The following is an 18,463-nucleotide window of genomic DNA, read 5'->3' on the forward strand; positions in this document are numbered from 1 at the left end:
CCCCTCGTTATTTTTGGACTTCTTGAATGCCATTTCGTATTCTGTTAATTACAGTACAAACAAGCAAAATACTAATGATCCATAATAGCGCATTGATGTAACTTAAAGGTAATAAATAAGTGGCAATCGCTAGACTAATTCCACCAAGCACAAATGCTCGATCGCTCTTACCCATTGGTCCATCATACCGCCGTGAAGCACCAATCATAACACCTAGCACGCCACTGTATTCTGTTAATAACGACAATAAAACCACTAAAATGACTAAATAGTTATTGACACATTCAATTTGTGTAAAAATGAGTAACAATGCGCTATCAGACACAACATCACAAATTTCGTTTAAATAAGCACCTAAATTTGATTTTTGGTAATATTCTCTTGCTAATATACCATCAATGGCATTAAGTGCCATACGGATAAACATCCATATTGGAATAAGAAAAAAAATCCATTGATATTTGGCTAATACTCCAACAATGAAAGCGATAAAAATCGATCCAAATCCAGCTATTAATGTTACTTGATTGGCTGTAAAATTTGCTTTATAAAGAGCATTGGCATATGGTCTAAGTAATGCTTGAAATTTTGGTTTTAATTGATAAATCGACAACACAACTAACTGATCCTCCTTGTAAATCCATTACTATGAATAATTTTATACATTATCACATAACCATAAGCCATTATAGTTATTAAACAATACGTTGTAATTGCGTATACTTTAATGAGCTAACCATAAAATGTAAACGATTTAGCACGTTTACTTCTCCTGCCCCATCATCAAAATCCAAATACAATAAATTAAGTTTAGGATTCAAGTCACGCATACGTTTTTCAACACCTTTTGAAACCACATGATTAGCAATACAGCCAAAAGGTTGCAAACTAATGACATTGTTAATACCATACTCAGCAAAACTCATGATGCCTGCTGGAATCAACCAGCCTTCTCCAAATTGGTTACTTAAATTAAGAATTTGTTCAGCTTTTTTTGCTATATCACGGATATTATGAAATGGTTGATAATATTTAAAATTAGCCAGAATTTGATTAGTTTTATCAATATAACGTTGTGCAATCTTCTCAAAAAAGTGTAATAAATAGGAAAGATACCTTTTCGATTCAAGGTGATTATCAATATTACTATCAAAATTTACAAAGCCTTGAACAAAAAATTCGAGCATTGGAGGTATCACTGGCTCAATGCCTTGATCAATTAACCAATCAATACTGTGTTGGTTACCAAAATTATTATATTTAACATAGATTTCACCTACAATACCAATTTGTGGGCAATTTTTGTTTAGAACTTCTACTTGGTTAAAATCAGCAACTGCTTCGGCTAATAGTGTATAAATTGCTTTATGACCTTTATACTGACTAATAGCCTGCTCTAATTTTCTTATGTAAAGATCCTTGAGTTGATCAACTTGTTGTTTTATCTTTGCTCTAGGCGCTACAGCGTAATACATTTTAGCTAATGAATCAGTAAACAACATAGCAAAAAAAGAAGTTGGCAGTGCTTTAAGCCAATTAATTTTAAAACCTGGCTGTTCACTCTGATTCATGTTCTTAGGACTAAGTGATATGATTGGTATATCTTCAAAACCATTACTAATCATGGCCTTTTTAATTAATGATAGATAACTACTTGCACGACACTGTCCCCCTGTCTGAGTAATTCCAATCGCAACTTCGTCACGATTATACTTACCAGATTGAAGAGCTTTGATAATATCGCCAACAATAATGGTTGCTGGATAGCAAATCTCGTTATTACAATATTTTAATCCCCACTCAACCGAAGTTTTATCTGGTTTTGGCAATGTTTCTAGTTTATAGCCCAATAATGCAAATACTGACGGTAAAATTGGCGAATAAAAGTCAGAAAGGAACGGAGCTAGTATCGTCCTACGCTGTTTATCTTGTTTATTAAAAATAGCTATTTTTTTACGTTCAACAGATTTTAATGGCTGTTGGTGATTCATACGGATGGATTCAATTATTGACCGCAAACGTAAGCGAACGGATCCCGTTGCTGAAATTTCATCAACACGAATAATCGTACAGGTTTTGCCTTTTGATTCTAATATCGCCTTACATTCATCGGTGACAATCGCATCAGGTCCGCAACCGAATGAATTGAGTTGAACGAATTGAATATTATTTGCTTGTTGTGCCACAAAGGTTGCCGCAGCATATAAACGATTTGAATAACTCCACTGTGAACAGATTTGTAGTTCTGGTGACAATTGATTGATCGCTCCCAATACCGAATCTTCAGTAATCACATCGCAACCAAGTGCATTTAAGATTTCGGGAGTTTTATGGTTTATTAAACTGTCACTATGATAAGGGCGCCCCGCTAAAACAAATACATAACTTCCTGTTTGTTTAGCATTATTTAAGACCTCAATTGCTTTATTATAAAGTGATTTTTTAAATTCAGATTGAGCAATTATTGCACTAGAAAATGCTTTCTCTGCCACAGCTTTATTAATACCTAACGAAGTTAAATACTTAATACAGCCTTTTTTAAGTAATTTAATATTGGTGAAATTAATAACCGGATGATCAATTGGCAAGCCATATTTAATTTCGGGATTAATCGCACTATTTACCACTTCAGCATAACTACTGACTATTGGACAGTTATAACTATTCACAGCATTATCAAACTGCGCAGACTCAAAAACCACCATGGGCATAAAAATACGATGAACCTTTTGTTCAATAAGTTCCATAATGTGCCCATGTACCAACTTAGCAGGAAAACAAACACTATCAGACATGACTGTTCCTGCCCCTTTTTCATAAATAGCATTGGTTGAAAATGGCGAAAGAGTAACCTTAATGCCACTGTGAGTTAATAACGTATGCCAAAAAGGAAAATTTTCGTATTGTCCTAACACTCGCGGAATGCCAATATTGATTTTTGCATTAGAAGTTGAAATTGCAATACGATCAAATAACAACGCATTTTTATAATCAAACATATTAAATGAATTGTTATCTTTTTGAGGATTATTACTTAAAAAACGTTCACATTTATTGCCTGAATAATAGCGTTTCCCATTAGCAAAACGATAAATTACAATATCGCATTTATTTTCGCACCCTTTACAACGCGAAGGTTTAGCTTTGTTATCTTCGGCTTTGTATAAATTGTTTAAACCAATAAACGTTGATGCTATTGGGTTTTGTTGATAGTGATTTTTTGCTACTAATGCAGAGCCATAAGCCCCCATTAATTCAGGTATATTAGAACTCGTAATTTGTGCACCAGTTAATTGTTCTAACGCTCTAAAAACTGCTGGATTTTTAAAAGTTCCACCTTGTACCACAATATGATCACCTAGTTTTCGCATATCGTGGAGTTTTAATACTTTGTGAATCGCATTTTTTATGACTGAAAAAGCCAACCCAGCTGAAATATCACCAACGGTAGCATTCTCGCGCAAAGCTTGTTTAACTTTAGAATTCATAAAAACAGTGCATCGTGTACCTAAATCGCAAGGGCTTGTTGATTTACAAGCCGCATCAGCAAAGTCGATCGTATTAAAATTAAGTGATTTAGCAAATGTTTCAATAAACGACCCACATCCTGATGAACAAGCTTCATTAAGTTCAATATGATTAACAACACCATTGGATATAAAAATAGCTTTCATATCTTGGCCGCCGATATCCATCACAAAGCTTACCTCAGGATCGATATGTTTTGCAGCGGCAAAATGCGCCATCGTTTCAACAAGTCCATCGTCAAAAGCAAAAGCTGCTTTTAATAGCTCTTCGCCATAACCTGTAACACCTGTGCGAGCAATAACAATGTCTTTACTTGATGATGCAATTTCTTGCTTTAATTGTGTTAAACCTTTGCTTAAAGCACCAATAGAGTGACCATTATTTGGTGCATAATAGGTAAAAAGCAACTCATCATCTTCACCAATTAAGGTAATTTTTGTAGTTGTAGATCCACTATCAATACCTAAAAAAGCGTTTTGTTTTTGATAATCAGCTAGCTTAATTTTAGGAATTTCAATATATTTTCTTTGTTTTTTCCAATCATTAAAAGACAATAATTTATTAAATAATGGATTTAATCTAAAAAACTGATTAGTGGTTATTTTTGTTGAGGCATTTAATTTTGCAATAAAATCAGTAATTGAAAGTTCAGTACGATCCAAAAGATGAATTGCAGCTCCCCAAGCCGACAATAACGTGGGATGTTCAGTTTTTACAATTTGATCTTCAGTTAGCTTTAAAGTCTCTAAAGCCGCTTTACCAAGTGTTGGAATAAATGAAAATGGTCCACCAATTAACATCACTTTTGGTACAACGTCATAACCACGCGCTAAGGTGTTAACTAACTGGATACAAACGGCATGCAAAACAGAATATGCGATATTTTCTTTTGAAACGTTACGACTAATCAGATTTTGGACATCGGTTTTAGCAAAAACACCACAACGAGAAGCAATTGGGTAAATTTGGTTGTGATTTTGGGCGAGAAGATCGAATTGTTGAACTGGAGTATTAAGTAACGTTGCCATCTGATCGATAAACGCTCCAGTTCCTCCAGCACAACTGCCATTCATACGAATATCTGGTGGACGATCTGGGAAGAAGAAGATCATCTTACTATCTTCTCCCCCTATATCAATCAATGTTCTTACTTCGGGATATTTTCGTTGCACAACTTCTGAAGCAGCTACCACTTCTTGAATAAAAGCAATCTCTGCTTTTTCCGAAATCCCCATCCCTGCCGAACCAGTCACTTTCACCGACAAGATAATATTATTGCCAAGTTTTTGTACTATCTCATCTAATAATCGCAACACAGTTGCTATAATATGGGTATTATGGCGAACATAATTGGTATAAACAAAATTGCCATGCTCATCAAGCAACACACATTTAGCTGTTGTAGAACCAACATCCAATCCTAACTTATAAAGTTTTGACATAATAAACTCACATTTAGCAAGAATATAACTGACTATCAGAAAATTAATTTTATAAATGATAATTATAGTTAAATGTTCAAATTTTTTAATAGTTCTGTTTAAAAAATATCTTTCCGCAGATAATAACAGTGTCAAAAAGTTTCAGGTAACTATACGTTTGAGTATGGTCTATAATTAAATGTCCCTAATAGTTATAAACCTTTTTCTAAACCTTGCTTAGCTATCGCAATCACATTTTTCAAATCAACACCTTGTGATTTGGCGGCAAAAATACAACCGCAATAACATTGACGATACACATCATACTCCTTGCATAATTCAATAGAGCGTTTATAACCGTTATTTTTTTTGAAATCAGAAGGCAGATAATTGACCGAAAAGATCTCTTGAATTTCAAACCCCAGTTCGTTTATTTTTTGGCTATTCTTTTTAGGGCTTAGTGTTAAAGCACTTGCAAAATAGTCAAAGCCCAATTCTTGTGCTTTAATTGCGGCCAGATCTAATCGCATTTTATAACAAATATGACAACGCTCGCCACCTTCGGGCGCATCACGCAAATGACCAACTTGTTTAATAAATTCTGCTGGCTGATAAGGTGCTTCTAAGAATTCAACGTTATTACCTGTTTTTTGATTAAAGTCAGCAATAAATTTCTGTTGCACCATACTACGGTGCTCATATTCAACTCTGGGATGGATATTAGAATTAGCAAAATAAATCGTAATATCTGCATATTGTGCTAAATACTCTAAAACATAGGTACTACAAGGTGCACAACAACTATGAATTAGTAACTTTGGTCGAACTGATTCTGATTGCCAATTATTAATCACTTCTTTTAAAACAGAATCGTAATTTACTTTATTATGTGGATTTAATTTTTCGAGAATATTTTTAGCATTAATTAACATGGGGACTCATTTATTTTGTTTTCTATTTTTTGTGGTCTAGCTAACTAAGATCTTAGTCGGCCAATTATGATATAGCTATACACACTAACCTTCAAGGAAAAAACTAATATTCTATATCTAACTTTATGAAACTGACATATTTTTATATATAACAAATGAGGTTTATCATAAAGCTAAAAAAGAAATTCAAACATATTAATACAGCTGCAAATTAGTGCCATTGCTGACGTTGTTGTATCAATCAATTTTTATTTGATTATTTATAATAAATGAACTATTGCTAATTTAATTTTCTCTCCTAGCATTTGTCGACATTATCTTTTGAACATAACGTTTTTCTAAAATAAATGCGATACAAAAATAGACAATGGTTAATATCCACAAATGCCAATATTGCTGACTAAATTCGGAAAAACTTGCTCCCATTTGATTTATTTTTACTGACCCAACTATAGCTGGTACAGCTGGAAATATATAGCCAGTAAAATGGAACAAAGGAGGCATCAATTCTTTTGGCCAAGATAATCCTGTAACAAAAAAGATAATCATACTTGACGGTATAATTAAACAAAACACATCACTTACCGTATGGACAAAATGTGAAACAATTTTACCTAATAACGAAGTGGACAAAATAAAAGGAAGAATAAATAGTAAGGAAACAGATAGATGACTTAGGCGCGGTAAATCATACCAATAGTTAGCAAATACGGTATAAATAATAAAATAGATTAAATAAAGTACTAAATAAGTCAATAATTTACCAGAAAGCAGTAATAATGCCGATGAAACCGTGTGATTCTGTTTATTAACAAAGGCTATTTCAAAATCAGAATTTTTACTAAATAGACGGCATAAAATACTACCGATAAATAATGTCTGATTTAAGATCAAAATAAAAGCGGCTGGAATAATATAGGTTGCATATCCTGATTGAGGATTAAATAAACTAATTAACTGGCTATTAAAAGGAGAAACATTATTATTTGCCACTGCAGGATCGATACCTTGCGCTATTTTGCGTGAAATTGAAATTTTAGCGCCAAAATTACTGGCAACGGTATTAATGGCGGTAGCAACATTACTATAAATTAAAATATAGCTCGCATCGCCATAATATGACACTGGGCTAGTTTTTCCTTCTAATATATTCTTTTGAAAACGGTAAGGTATGAGTACAACTCCATATATTTTACGTTCTTCGATAAGTTTTTTAGCCGTTTCTAAGTCTGCAATATGTAAGTCTATATTGATGGACTTATTAGCATTAAGTTGTCTTACTAGATCTCGACTGTAATTGGTATTATCTTGGTCAATAACAGCAATAGGAACATCTCGGATTGCTTCATGTAAATAAGGTTGTGGATAAAAGATGAAATAGATAAATATTCCCACAAACATAATGCTAACTATCGCTTTGGTTTGGAAAATTCGTTTTAATTCATCATAGGAAATTAATAGTAAAGATTTAATCATATCAACCGCCTACGGATCTTTCGTAAAAAAAGATAAACAAGAATAGCCATAACACTTAATTGGATCACTAAATAAACAAACGGTTGTAAGGAAGTTACTATATTTGGCGATCTTAATGTTTGATCAAGACGAATTTGTATATACCATGTTACAGGTAATAAAGCACTCCAAATATAAGCAAAGGTATTCATTGCAATCCGAGGAAAAATAAGCCCAGTAAATCCAAACGCTGGTGATGCTACTAAGCTTGCAGTGCCATAAGCTTGTGCTAGTGTTGATCCCGTTAAACCAAAGAAAATACCATACAAACATGAAGTCAAAATAAAGCCTATATCACCAAGTATAAGCAATATTAAATGTCCATTTAAAGGTAAATTAAAATTAGCAATTAAAACGGTATCAAATAGAATCAAGCAAAATAAAAAATAGATAAAATAAGGAATAATGCGTCCTAATAAAAAGATAAAAATATTATGATTAGCTAATTTTAATATTTGCTGATACCCCGTTCCAGTAAAACGATCACGAGTAATACTAGTAACCATGGCCATCATAATAATGATTTGTAATATAGTAGGAATTAAACCACTAATTAACGTATATAGATAATTTAAAGTTGGATTATATAAAGGATGTAAACTTGTCGGTATAGTTTGCATTTGGCATTGTGCAACTGGTGAAGCAATTCCTTTTTCTAATAATCCTTGCAATACTATTTGACTATTTGCTGTTTTCAATGCGGAACTCATCGCCCGGAAAATAATCGTTCCAGCTGACATATACTGATTATTATAAAAAGCGACAACTTCTGGCTGATGACCAGCTATAAGATCTTTTTCAAACTCATGCTGAATGAAAAGCACAGCATAAACATCACCTTTAATCAACGCATGTTTAGCTGAGGTAAGATCTTGATAACGTTCAGCTACCTGTAGCTGAGGTGAAGCAGCAACTTGTTGAATCAATAAGCGAGATGATTTGGTTGTATCTTGATCAACAACAGCAATAGGTACCTGAGTAATAACACCGGCATGGTACATATAAACAAATAAAAAAATAAATAATAAAGGATAGATGAAAACTAATAAACACAAAATACGTTGTTTAATTAATTTACGAAGTTCCCATCCAATTACTTGAAATAGCCGGTGATACATTAATATCGTTCCTTTTTGTCTAAAATCTCGATATTATTCAAGCTAGCGAGATTGCCACTTTGTAGTAACACTCATTCCTGGGCGGAGACCTGACACTTTATTAATTGGTTTAGCACGCATTTCAAAAGTCTTTAAGTCAAAATCACCCGTTGCTTTAGTCGCCTGCCAATTCGCATATTGACCTAAAGCATTTAATACAGTGACTTTAACATCTATAATCTGATTATTTAATGCCGGTACTCTTACTTGAAACGTATCACCAACTTTAAGGTTTCCCAGCAAATCTTCACGTATATTAAAAGTAAACCAAATATCATTTAAATCAATAATAGAATAAAGCGGAGTACCTGGACTGTATAATTGCCCTGTTTCAGCGACTCGAGTCGTAATTTGACCGTTAATTGGAGAAACTAAAGTTAATTCATTAACATCAGCTTTTACTTGCGCCAATGCTGCTTCTGATTGTTCAACTTGCACATCGGCTAATTTTTTCTGTTCTACACTGCTACCGTTTTCGGCTAGTGATAAGTTAGCTTTAGCGGCTTCATAAGCTTTAATGGCCGCTTGATATTGATTAAAGGATTCATCATAGCTTTGCTTTGAAACAGTGCCATTTTTAGCTAAACGATTAATTCTTTCATAGCTAGTTTGAGCTAAATCTAAATCTGATTTAGCTTTATCTAACTGCGCTTTTTGCACATCAATTGTTTCTGGTCTAGTGCTATAAGTATTATCACGACTCGCCATTGCTACTTTTAATTGCGCTTCTGCTGTTGCAAGCTGAGCTAACAATGCAGGATTTGAAAGAGTAAGAAGAACTTCACCCTGCTTAACATCGTCACCAACATCATAATTAAATTGATTTACTCGACCTTGAACTCTGGCAGCAACATCAACACGATTAGATTCAACTTCACCTTGCAAAATAATAGTACTAGGTTGATAAGCAAAATATATAATAACAACCATAGCAATAACAGCAATGATCGCTACAATCAAAGAAAAACGTTTTTTATGCATAAATTGGGCTTATAAAGGTTAAAGCAAAATTGCAATATTAGCATTGAAAATAATATAAAGCCAAACTCTTAAATACGCAATAAAATATATACTGTTATATGTGTTAACGATTAAAAAATATTTATCCTTTGTTAGGGATTGTTGATCTTTTGTATTCATGTATTAATCAACAATGCATTGGTAGCCACATAAGTATGAATGCCAGAGATAACATGCAGACATAATTCCTTTCTAATTTATCATATCTTATTAAAATAGAACGATAAGGGATAAATGAATCTTAAGTAATGATTGAGTACTACGAACACGGTAATATCCATGGAAAATAGGATTGTTGATATTTACTAAATTAGTATACTGGTATTAAAGGTGATGATTTCAGACAAAACATGAGAATATTAGCTCCATTCCATACATCTTTTCAATTCACCTAATAATGTGCTTGTATCAATTTTTAAGTTTTTAAAGAAATAGTTATTCATATCATGATTATGCCACAGTGAATTGATGATTTCATGGGGATCAGTGACTACATAGTTATGACCTTGTATGGCTCCACAATGTAGACAAACATTTGCCATATAATGTTCATTGAGTGTTTTACTGTACTTCATTTTAACAGTTGGTACATTTAAGCTAAGCAGGCGATCAATACTGGAAATATCACCGACTCCAATCCCGTGTAATACAGAAAAAATTGTAACTATTCAATTCTTAGTATCCATATTATGTCGTTTCTCAAATTTTTGTAAACAATACGAGTAATCCTTGCAACTAATTTTGCGATAAAATATAGGACATTATGAGCCCATATTAACAATTGAACTACGAAAACGCCTTAAAGCAATTAAAAAGAATACAGCACCAATTGCCAATAACCAAGCAAATGAAGTCCAAACAACGCGTAAGCCAGCACCTCGATACAGTATTGCCTGCCCTAATTCAACAAAATGCGTGGTTGGAGCAAACATCATAATGTTTTGCACAATTTCAGGCATGCTTTCACGCGGAGTACTACCCCCAGATAGCATTTGTAGTGGTAATAAAACTAAAATTAGTAACATTGCGAATTGCGCAGTGGATTTTGCTACTGTTGCCATAAATATCCCAAGTGACGTTGTAACAAAAAGATGCAATGCAGCTCCAATCAAAAATAAGCTTACCGAACCTGCAATTGGTACTTTTAGCCAACTATGAACAACTAACAACAATGCCACCCATGTTGATATTAATACCACAAGTCCCATTGACCATACTTTGGAGAGCATAATTTCAAAAGGGGTAACAGGCATAGCAAGAAGATGGTCAATCGTACCATGTTCCCGCTCTTTCATTAAGGCTGCCCCAGTTAAAATAATAGATAATGTTGTCACAATATTGATAATCTCCATGACTGAACCAAACCAAGATCGCGTTAAATTAGGATTAAATGCAGTATGCACTTGTATATTAACTGGCAAATTAGTTGCCTTACTGTAACGATTAACATATTCAGTCACTTCACCAGTAACAATCTGTGTTATATAACCATTTCCAACAAACGCTTGTCCCATTCGTGTTGCATCAATATTAAGTTGAAGTTCTGGACTTTGGCTATTTAGCACATCACGCTGAAAATTAGGCGGAATATTTAAAGCAAACGTATAATTATCCGTATCCATACCATGATCAACATCGTTCATTGAGTATAATTTAACGGGATCATTAAACATCGGCGGATAAAATGCTGCAATAATTTGCCGTGATAACGGTGAGTCATCTTCATCAACAACTGCAATCGAAGCATGGTGCAACGAATCAGATGTTGCTGTTGCGGCAATGTAAATATCAAAGGTAAAGCAATAGGCAATTAACAACAACATGATAGGATCACGCAATAACCCCCATAACTCTTTTATTCCTAATCGATAAATATTAATTAAACTTTGCATAATATCTATCCTTCTTGTTTTTTAAGAAGAAAAATACTTGCCCCAAGAACAATGGGGATTGTGACCAATAAAGCAAATATTGAATTGTGCAAATCCATAAAACCAAGTGCTTTATTAAACACACCGCGAGCAATAATTAGCATATGTGTAGTTGGATAAACCTCACCAATATAACGACCACCACCTTCTAAAGATGCGACAGGATTGAGTAATCCCGAGAATTGAATTGCTGGTAGCATTGTACCTACACAAGTTAAAAAGATAACAGCAATTTGACTACGAGTAACAGTTGAAGCTAACAAACCAAAACCCGTTGAAATAATGCAGTAAGCAAAGGCAGCAAGACATAAAGTAAATAGACTTCCTTTTATAGGAACAGCAAAAATGGTGATTGCCATAAATAACAATAATAAAAAGCTAAACATGGAAATAATGATATAAGGCACTTGCTTACCTAGCAAAAATTCAGCTTTAGTTACTGGAGTTACATATAAATTGATAATTGAACCCATCTCTTTTTCACGCACAACCGATAAAGCCGCCAGCATAGATGGAATCATCAATAATAAAATTGGTATTACAGCCGGTACCATGGACGGTAAGCTTTTAATATCAGGATTATAACGGTATCTTGTTTCTATATTTGCCAAACTAGTTGAGGATTTTCCTGTTACTTCTTTTACTTTTTCACTTAGCCAAGCAAGATGCATTCCTTGAACGTAACCTTTAATTGTTTCAGCTCGTAGCGGCATTGCCCCATCAATCCAAATAGCAATATCAACAGGATCACCTCGTTGTATATCTCGACCAAAATTGGGAGGGATTTCAATCGCTAAAGCGATTTCATTACTTCTTAACCGCGCGTCCATATCGTTATAATCTGTAATTGGCTCTCTTTCAATAAAATAACGTTTAGAACCCGATAAATTAAGAATATAATTTTGACTAATTACACTTTGATCTCGATCAAGCACAGCAAAATTCAGATCTTCAACATCCATCGTAATACCATATCCCATAACTAACATTAAAATTGCTGAACCTAATAACGCTAATAATGCTCGTAAAGGATCTCTAGATAACTCAAGTGTTTCACGCCATAAGCAACCTATCATACGGTTAAGACTAAACCCTTGAACATGATGATGTGGTAATGTTTTTGTTGCTTGATTGAGTATTTCTTTTGGTGGTTCAACAGAGTGTTCTTCTGCATTACTATCATCAGCTCCTGCATCAACAAGATAGTTAATAAAGGCCTCTTCTAGTGTTTTAGCATTTTTGGAGCTGATAATGTTATCTGGCGTATCGCTTGCTAATACTTTACCTGCATGCATTAATGAGATTCTATCACACCTTGCAGCCTCATTCATAAAATGAGTTGTAATAAACACTGTTACTTTATCTTTTCTAGACAATTCGATAATTAAACGCCAAAAATCATCTCGAGCAATGGGGTCAACGCCGGATGTTGGTTCATCAAGGATAAGAATTTGTGGATTATGCACAACCGCAACTGACAATGAAAGCCTTTGCTTTACCCCTAAAGGTAAGCTATCGGGTAGATTTTCTGCATCTTGTTCTAAACCAAAACGTTTCAGTAATTCTTCAACACGAGAGGAAATTTTACTTTCTTCAATACCAAACAGACGCGCATGTAGAACTAGATTTTGTTTGACCGTTAACTCACTATATAAAGAAAATGCTTGAGACATATATCCTAAATGACGCCTAACATTAATATCACTGGCATCAACCGGCTTACCAAATAACCACGCCTCACCTGATGAAATCGGTAATAAACCCGTTAACATTTTCATGGTGGTTGATTTACCACAGCCATTTGATCCTAAAAAGCCAAATATTTCACCTTGTTTAATTGAAAAATTAACATGATCAACTGCAATAAAATTACCGAATTGTTTCGTTAAACCTTTTGCTTCTATAGCTATTTGCAAATCTTTATTAAGATCTAAAGGTGGAATTTCGACAGTTTGATAACCTTGTCTAGCACTTTCTGGCATTAGCTGAATGAATGCATCATCTAAATTATCTTTTCCTGTCTTAGCTAGTAAGGATTTTGGTGTGCCAGTTTCAAGAATCTTACCGCCATACATTGCCACCAACCAATCAAAATTTTGAGCTTCGTCCATGTAGGCTGTTGCAACAATCACACTCATTTGGGGTCTTTGTTCACGAATTTTGTTAATTAACTGCCAAAATTGGGCTCTGGAAAGTGGATCCACCCCAGTTGTAGGTTCATCAAGAATTAACAAATCAGGATCGTGGATTAAAGCCGAACATAAGCTAACTTTTTGCTTCATACCACCGGACAGTCGCCCTGCTGGTCTTGATAAAAATGGATATAACCCAGTACTACGCGTTAATTCATCAATACGGCGGCGACGCTCGGTCGCATCATTACCAAACAGACGAGCAAAAAATTGTAAATTTTCTTCAACAGATAAAGTCGGATAAAGGTTTTTGCCTAACCCTTGCGGCATATAAGCAATACGTGTGCAAACATTTTTACGGTGTGTTTTATCTTTCATATCACCGTCAAGTACATATACTAACCCATCTTGAATAACATGCGAACCAGCAATTAATGATAATAAACTTGATTTTCCAACACCGTCTGGTCCTATCAATCCAACCATACATCTTGGCGGTATAGCTAAAGTGATATTATCAAGAGCAAGGTTCTTTTTATAATGCAGTGATACATCACTAATTTTTACCACTGCATCATCAAACGATTTAGCTTCGGTTGATAAAGCTAAATCTTTATTGTCGGATTCTGACATATGCTATCCCCAATTATTTTGTTGGACATTTTGCAATATCAGCTAAGCCTGACGGCCACGAAGCTTTTGGATCAAGTTTTACCCAAGCTACACCTGGTAAACCTGTTTTAACTTGATTTATAAAACATTTTAATAATTCAGGGCTTAATTGCGCTTTTACTCTAAACATCAATTTCTGACGCTCATCTTTAGTTTCAACAGTTTTAGGCGTAAACTGCGCAACGCTTGATACAAACGATATTTTGGCAGAAATTGCTTTATCTGGTAGTGCATCTAAAATCAATCTCACTTCATCACCAATACCCACTTTACCTGCGACCGTTTCAGGTAAAAAGAATGTAAGATAAACATCATACAAATTAACTAAATTTAATACTTTTCCGCCTGAAGGTAAAACTTCACCTAATTGTGCTATTCGGTATTGAATACGACCGTCAACAGGGGCATTTAAAGTACTATCATCAATATCAGCTTGAATTCTTTTAATATTAGCACTTGCAACATTGATTGCCGATGTGGCGCTATCAACCCCCGCTTCGGCTACTGCAATCGCTGCGTCAGCGGCAGTAACTTGTGATTTGGCTGAATCTAGTGCTGCTTTAGCATTGTTTACTTTAGCAGTATCGTCATCAAATTGTTGAATAGATATTGCACCTTTTTGATATAGTGCGGTAGTTCGTTGTAAATGTTTTGAGGCGATATCTAAGTCACTTTCCTTTTGGCTTACGCCTGCTTGCGCTGCAACTTTATCACTCATTTTTAATGCCACTTGCGCTTTAGCACTTGCTTCATTACTAACCGCTTGGCGGTATTGTGCTTGGGCTTCATTAAGTTGTGCTTGTAAGGTATCAGTTTGCATGACGACTAAAGCTTGACCGGCTTTAACAAAATCGCCCTCATCAACATTAATTTTTTCTATTCTACCAGCTAATTTAGCTGAAATATTGATTTCAGTCGCTTCAATACGTCCGTTGCCACTAATAAAATCTGAACCATACCCATCAGTTTTTAATTGCTGCCATAAAATAAAAATAATAGAAATAATAACAACTGCAATAACAATCCATTTCCTGCTTATATTTTTCATATAACACCTTATTTTTTTAAAACGATTCATAATAATTTTTAACGAGATAACAAATCGTTATGGCCTAATCAATTGCATCGTTTAAATAGTATCAAATGTTTATGGCAAATAATATCTGTTCATAAAACAATCGCAATAAAAGCTAAAAAAATAAGCAGGATGGTTTTATATTTTATTTATAGATTTGAAATTAATAACATCATTATATTATGCAATAAAGCTGATATGCTCATTGCAACTTGATAAGTTATTCATAATAAAAGACTTATTATTTTATATTTTCAAATAATTTATTAACAATATAAGGATGTAAAATAGCAACGGGTAACATATATAATTTCCCCCAGATATTGTGATTTTTAACTGATGCAATTAAATATACTGTATTTTTACTTATGTCATTACCTTTATCTACAACACGAATACAAACACATACATCTAAATGGCAATCTTTTACAACTAATGTCAGTTTATCGTTGGTTTCCTCTGTTATGGTAAAAAAATCGGCCATATTGCTTTCGTCTGGTTGATGCTTATTTTCCGCAGAACTATCAAATCCATTAATCGCTTTGACACCGATTAATTTCACTAAACAATCCCTTATTTTAAATAGTATTTTTAGCCATCTAGGTTGATAAGATGTCATCATTTTATAAGCTTCATAGGCTGTCAATTTTTTAGAAATATCTTTTTTTTGACAATCTAAATAATCGATTTCTTCTGCAATAAAGCTTACATTATCAGGTAATGTTTGCCGTACTTTCATAATATGATTTTGTCTGTTTTTCATATCATATTCTCCCTCCTTAAATTATATAAGTCAATTATCAAAAAATATAAGAACACATCATGTTATTTGATCCTTGCAAATCGGCAAACCTCTACTTAATCTTGTGATTTCCCGCTTCTAATTCTTTTAAACATTTGATATATAAGCTTTCTATATCGTTAGATTTCTCTCACTATTTATAAAAAATAGAATTTCCCATACTTTATTTCCAGCAAAACTCTTTAACCAGAATACCGTCTTCAACTTCTTTTAAGATCAATATGATTTAGTGCCTGTCATTTTCTTTTTTTTACTTTTATCATAGAAAATTTTCTAATTTTTTGCTGTACTATTTTATAAAATAGCTACAATTGCTATCTTATTTACTTAAAAAATGGTTATAAGAAAGCTAGGTCTAATCTCCATCATGATGCGTAGAAATTTTGTTTGAATATATACTTTCAGTAACAATTCATTCGTGTCTTATTATTCGATTGACTTTAACTTCGATACAACTAATCACAATCCTATAATTTTACCAACACGTAACCAAATAATTTACCATCACCTTACAAACTTAAATGTCTTTTAATCCATAATTTTATCTTACAATAACCATTTTTATTCTTGAACTAGTACACTAGATGTTTTTTGTTTTTATCTCATAAACCTAATTGTGATGGAACTAAAATTTTTAATTCCATTTCTTGATAATTAACGTACGCACACAACTCTAGTTTCATTATGCACAAAATAATAGTGCCCAATATTACCTTGCTTTGAAAAAACAGTATAATTTTGTACTCCACCATAAAAAGGGTCAGCAGTCCAGTAATCAAAATTGATATCATCCCGTATAAAATCACTATTCACGTAGTATTCATTATCCGTATACCCCCACTCTGCAAAGAATCCTCCCCCGATCCGACGTTGGAAATTATTAGGTTGACCAGATAATCCTCCTGCCCAAGCAACAATATCATTATTTGCATTTGTCATTTCAACAATATGGGGGAGCCTATAACCATTTCCTAAACTACTACAGTACGCTTTGGCTGCCTCTAAACCTCCGCTATAAGTCGGCTTTGCAACAAACCATTTACTTATCATAAAACGGTATATAACATTTGTCTTTGCTTTATCTGAATAAATATTAAAGTAAGTTGGAACAACTGATGAGGTTTGACCTTTATTTGAATCACTAGGTCCGGTTAATTCTATTCTAGCAATATTGTAACGGCTTCCTTGTTTTATACTTAAATCTATATTTGAATCTGTTGGCCATTTGCTGTAAGTTAACTCTTTTGCAGATGCTCCTGCCACCGTTAAATCAAAGTACATCCCTTTAGCCCCTATAGTTGGGAAATTTGATGCAGGGGAATTTATATCCTGTGGTTTAAAGCCTTTATCATCATCCCACTGTTCAACTGGACCACGATAACTAACAAGTACATTTCCATTATACCTTAACGTTGGTTGAGCAAAGCATGCATAAGGAACTGCAACTTTAGGTGTTAGATAATAACTAACGCTTCCACCTTTAAACTCAGTTGATCTTGGCTTTCCGTATTGGGTAGATAAAATACCACTATCACTCGTTAAAGTGATTTTATAAGGCGAATAACAAGCATTTAATTCTGTATTCTCATTAACTATTTTTCCATCAACATTTTGCACGGTCATTGTAAGATTACCTGTTACAGAGATCGAACTATCGCCATCATCATCTTTCCAAAATTTGTTAGTTGATACTACATCTGTTAAAGTAACTACTGATTTCCCTTCGGGAATGAATTTCTTAATATCTTTCAGTTTTTGATCTACAGCAGGCAACTCAATTGGGTTATTTTCCGATGACGGATTATTACGGATACTATATTGCCTACCATCAGACAATGTAATACTCAATAAATGTTCTGTTGAATTTGCTTTAGTCCCCTTTCTATCAAACGATAAATAAGGCGCACTACCTTGAATTGTATTTACTGTTATTGCTGATAGTGCAATTGCATTACTCGATATAGTTAAACATAACAATACCAAAATCATTCCAAAAGCATAATTTTTTATATTTGGTTGCGTTAACCGTGGAGTTAGTTTACAAATCTTTGCTATTTTAGTCAGAAACTTCGGTTTTATCCGAAGTAGTAAAAATGAAGTTTTAATTAAGTACAACTTGTAACTATAAGGACTTGAATACGTAAAAATTAACAGTATGTATAAAAATAACTTTTTAAGTTGTTCAGAGGGTGACCTGTGTACCTGTGTACCTGTGTACCTGTGTACCTGTGTACCTGTGTACCTGTGTACCTGTGTACCTGTGTACCTGTGTACCTGT

Annotated in this window: 12 protein-coding genes and 1 pseudogene; all 13 read right to left on the reverse strand. The window is 33.8% G+C overall.

The window, feature by feature from the left end:
* Positions 1–7: 7 nt before the first annotated feature.
* The 13 genes and pseudogenes from ACGH6Q_RS03535 to ACGH6Q_RS03595 all read right to left on the reverse strand — a co-directional run bounded on the left by ACGH6Q_RS03535 (position 8) and on the right by ACGH6Q_RS03595 (position 18,168).
* The gene (locus ACGH6Q_RS03535) at positions 8–616 is read right to left on the reverse strand and encodes a CDP-alcohol phosphatidyltransferase family protein (RefSeq protein WP_065560077.1); all 609 of its coding nucleotides are present in this window, start codon (positions 614–616) and stop codon (positions 8–10) included.
* Positions 617–695: 79 nt separating this feature from the next.
* A complete protein-coding gene (locus ACGH6Q_RS03540; protein WP_411591914.1) occupies positions 696–4,970 on the reverse strand; it encodes an acyl-CoA dehydratase activase-related protein in 4,275 nt (1,424 codons plus the stop codon).
* A 191-nt stretch (positions 4,971–5,161) separates the two neighbouring features.
* Positions 5,162–5,881, reverse strand: a complete 720-nt coding sequence (locus ACGH6Q_RS03545) for an epoxyqueuosine reductase QueH (protein WP_411591917.1) — start codon at positions 5,879–5,881, stop codon at positions 5,162–5,164.
* A 285-nt stretch (positions 5,882–6,166) separates the two neighbouring features.
* Positions 6,167–7,357: an ABC transporter permease gene (locus ACGH6Q_RS03550; protein ID WP_411591920.1), complete on the reverse strand. Its 1,191-nt coding sequence runs from the start codon at positions 7,355–7,357 to the stop codon at positions 6,167–6,169.
* Positions 7,354–8,514: an ABC transporter permease gene (locus ACGH6Q_RS03555; RefSeq protein ID WP_411591921.1), complete on the reverse strand. Its 1,161-nt coding sequence runs from the start codon at positions 8,512–8,514 to the stop codon at positions 7,354–7,356. The genes ACGH6Q_RS03550 and ACGH6Q_RS03555 overlap by 4 nt, the downstream gene beginning before the upstream one ends.
* 42 nt (positions 8,515–8,556) lie before the next feature.
* Complete coding sequence (locus ACGH6Q_RS03560; RefSeq protein WP_065560073.1) at positions 8,557–9,534, reverse strand: HlyD family secretion protein; 978 nt, start codon at positions 9,532–9,534, stop codon at positions 8,557–8,559.
* A 166-nt stretch (positions 9,535–9,700) separates the two neighbouring features.
* Positions 9,701–9,799: pseudogene (locus ACGH6Q_RS03565) on the reverse strand (IS5/IS1182 family transposase); the annotation flags it as partial.
* A gap of 133 nt (positions 9,800–9,932) precedes the next feature.
* Positions 9,933–10,115: a hypothetical protein gene (locus tag ACGH6Q_RS03570; RefSeq protein ID WP_296317808.1), complete on the reverse strand. Its 183-nt coding sequence runs from the start codon at positions 10,113–10,115 to the stop codon at positions 9,933–9,935.
* Positions 10,116–10,334: 219 nt separating this feature from the next.
* A complete protein-coding gene (locus ACGH6Q_RS03575) occupies positions 10,335–11,465 on the reverse strand; it encodes an ABC transporter permease (protein WP_296210776.1) in 1,131 nt (376 codons plus the stop codon).
* Between the two features lie 5 nt (positions 11,466–11,470).
* Positions 11,471–14,269 (reverse strand): ribosome-associated ATPase/putative transporter RbbA, encoded by a 2,799-nt coding sequence (gene rbbA, locus ACGH6Q_RS03580; protein ID WP_411591924.1) that lies wholly within the window; start codon positions 14,267–14,269, stop codon positions 11,471–11,473.
* A gap of 13 nt (positions 14,270–14,282) precedes the next feature.
* Entirely contained in the window at positions 14,283–15,356 is a 1,074-nt protein-coding gene (locus ACGH6Q_RS03585; protein WP_085164023.1) for an HlyD family secretion protein, read from the reverse strand.
* A 268-nt stretch (positions 15,357–15,624) separates the two neighbouring features.
* Positions 15,625–16,146, reverse strand: coding sequence for a DUF2867 domain-containing protein (locus ACGH6Q_RS03590; RefSeq protein ID WP_085164022.1), 522 nt, complete (start codon positions 16,144–16,146; stop codon positions 15,625–15,627).
* Between the two features lie 693 nt (positions 16,147–16,839).
* Positions 16,840–18,168 (reverse strand): hypothetical protein, encoded by a 1,329-nt coding sequence (locus ACGH6Q_RS03595; protein WP_411591927.1) that lies wholly within the window; start codon positions 18,166–18,168, stop codon positions 16,840–16,842.
* Positions 18,169–18,463 lie beyond the last annotated feature (295 nt).

The organism is Gilliamella sp. BG2 (assembly GCF_046635645.1).
GTDB lineage: Bacteria > Pseudomonadota > Gammaproteobacteria > Enterobacterales > Orbaceae > Gilliamella > Gilliamella bombi.

Bases quoted from the DNA above. Each gene is read 5' to 3' on its own strand.
- ACGH6Q_RS03540 (WP_411591914.1), bottom strand. From the start codon at position 4,970: ATGTCAAAACTTTATAAGTTAGGATTGGATGTTGGTTCTACAACAGCT.
- ACGH6Q_RS03585 (WP_085164023.1), bottom strand. From the start codon at position 15,356: ATGAAAAATATAAGCAGGAAATGGATTGTTATTGCAGTTGTTATTATT.
- ACGH6Q_RS03590 (WP_085164022.1), bottom strand. From the start codon at position 16,146: ATGAAAAACAGACAAAATCATATTATGAAAGTACGGCAAACATTACCT.
- ACGH6Q_RS03550 (WP_411591920.1), bottom strand. From the start codon at position 7,357: ATGATTAAATCTTTACTATTAATTTCCTATGATGAATTAAAACGAATT.
- ACGH6Q_RS03575 (WP_296210776.1), bottom strand. From the start codon at position 11,465: ATGCAAAGTTTAATTAATATTTATCGATTAGGAATAAAAGAGTTATGG.
- ACGH6Q_RS03545 (WP_411591917.1), bottom strand. From the start codon at position 5,881: ATGTTAATTAATGCTAAAAATATTCTCGAAAAATTAAATCCACATAAT.
- ACGH6Q_RS03570 (WP_296317808.1), bottom strand. From the start codon at position 10,115: ATGGCAAATGTTTGTCTACATTGTGGAGCCATACAAGGTCATAACTAT.
- rbbA (WP_411591924.1), bottom strand. From the start codon at position 14,269: ATGTCAGAATCCGACAATAAAGATTTAGCTTTATCAACCGAAGCTAAA.
- ACGH6Q_RS03560 (WP_065560073.1), bottom strand. From the start codon at position 9,534: ATGCATAAAAAACGTTTTTCTTTGATTGTAGCGATCATTGCTGTTATT.
- ACGH6Q_RS03555 (WP_411591921.1), bottom strand. From the start codon at position 8,514: ATGTATCACCGGCTATTTCAAGTAATTGGATGGGAACTTCGTAAATTA.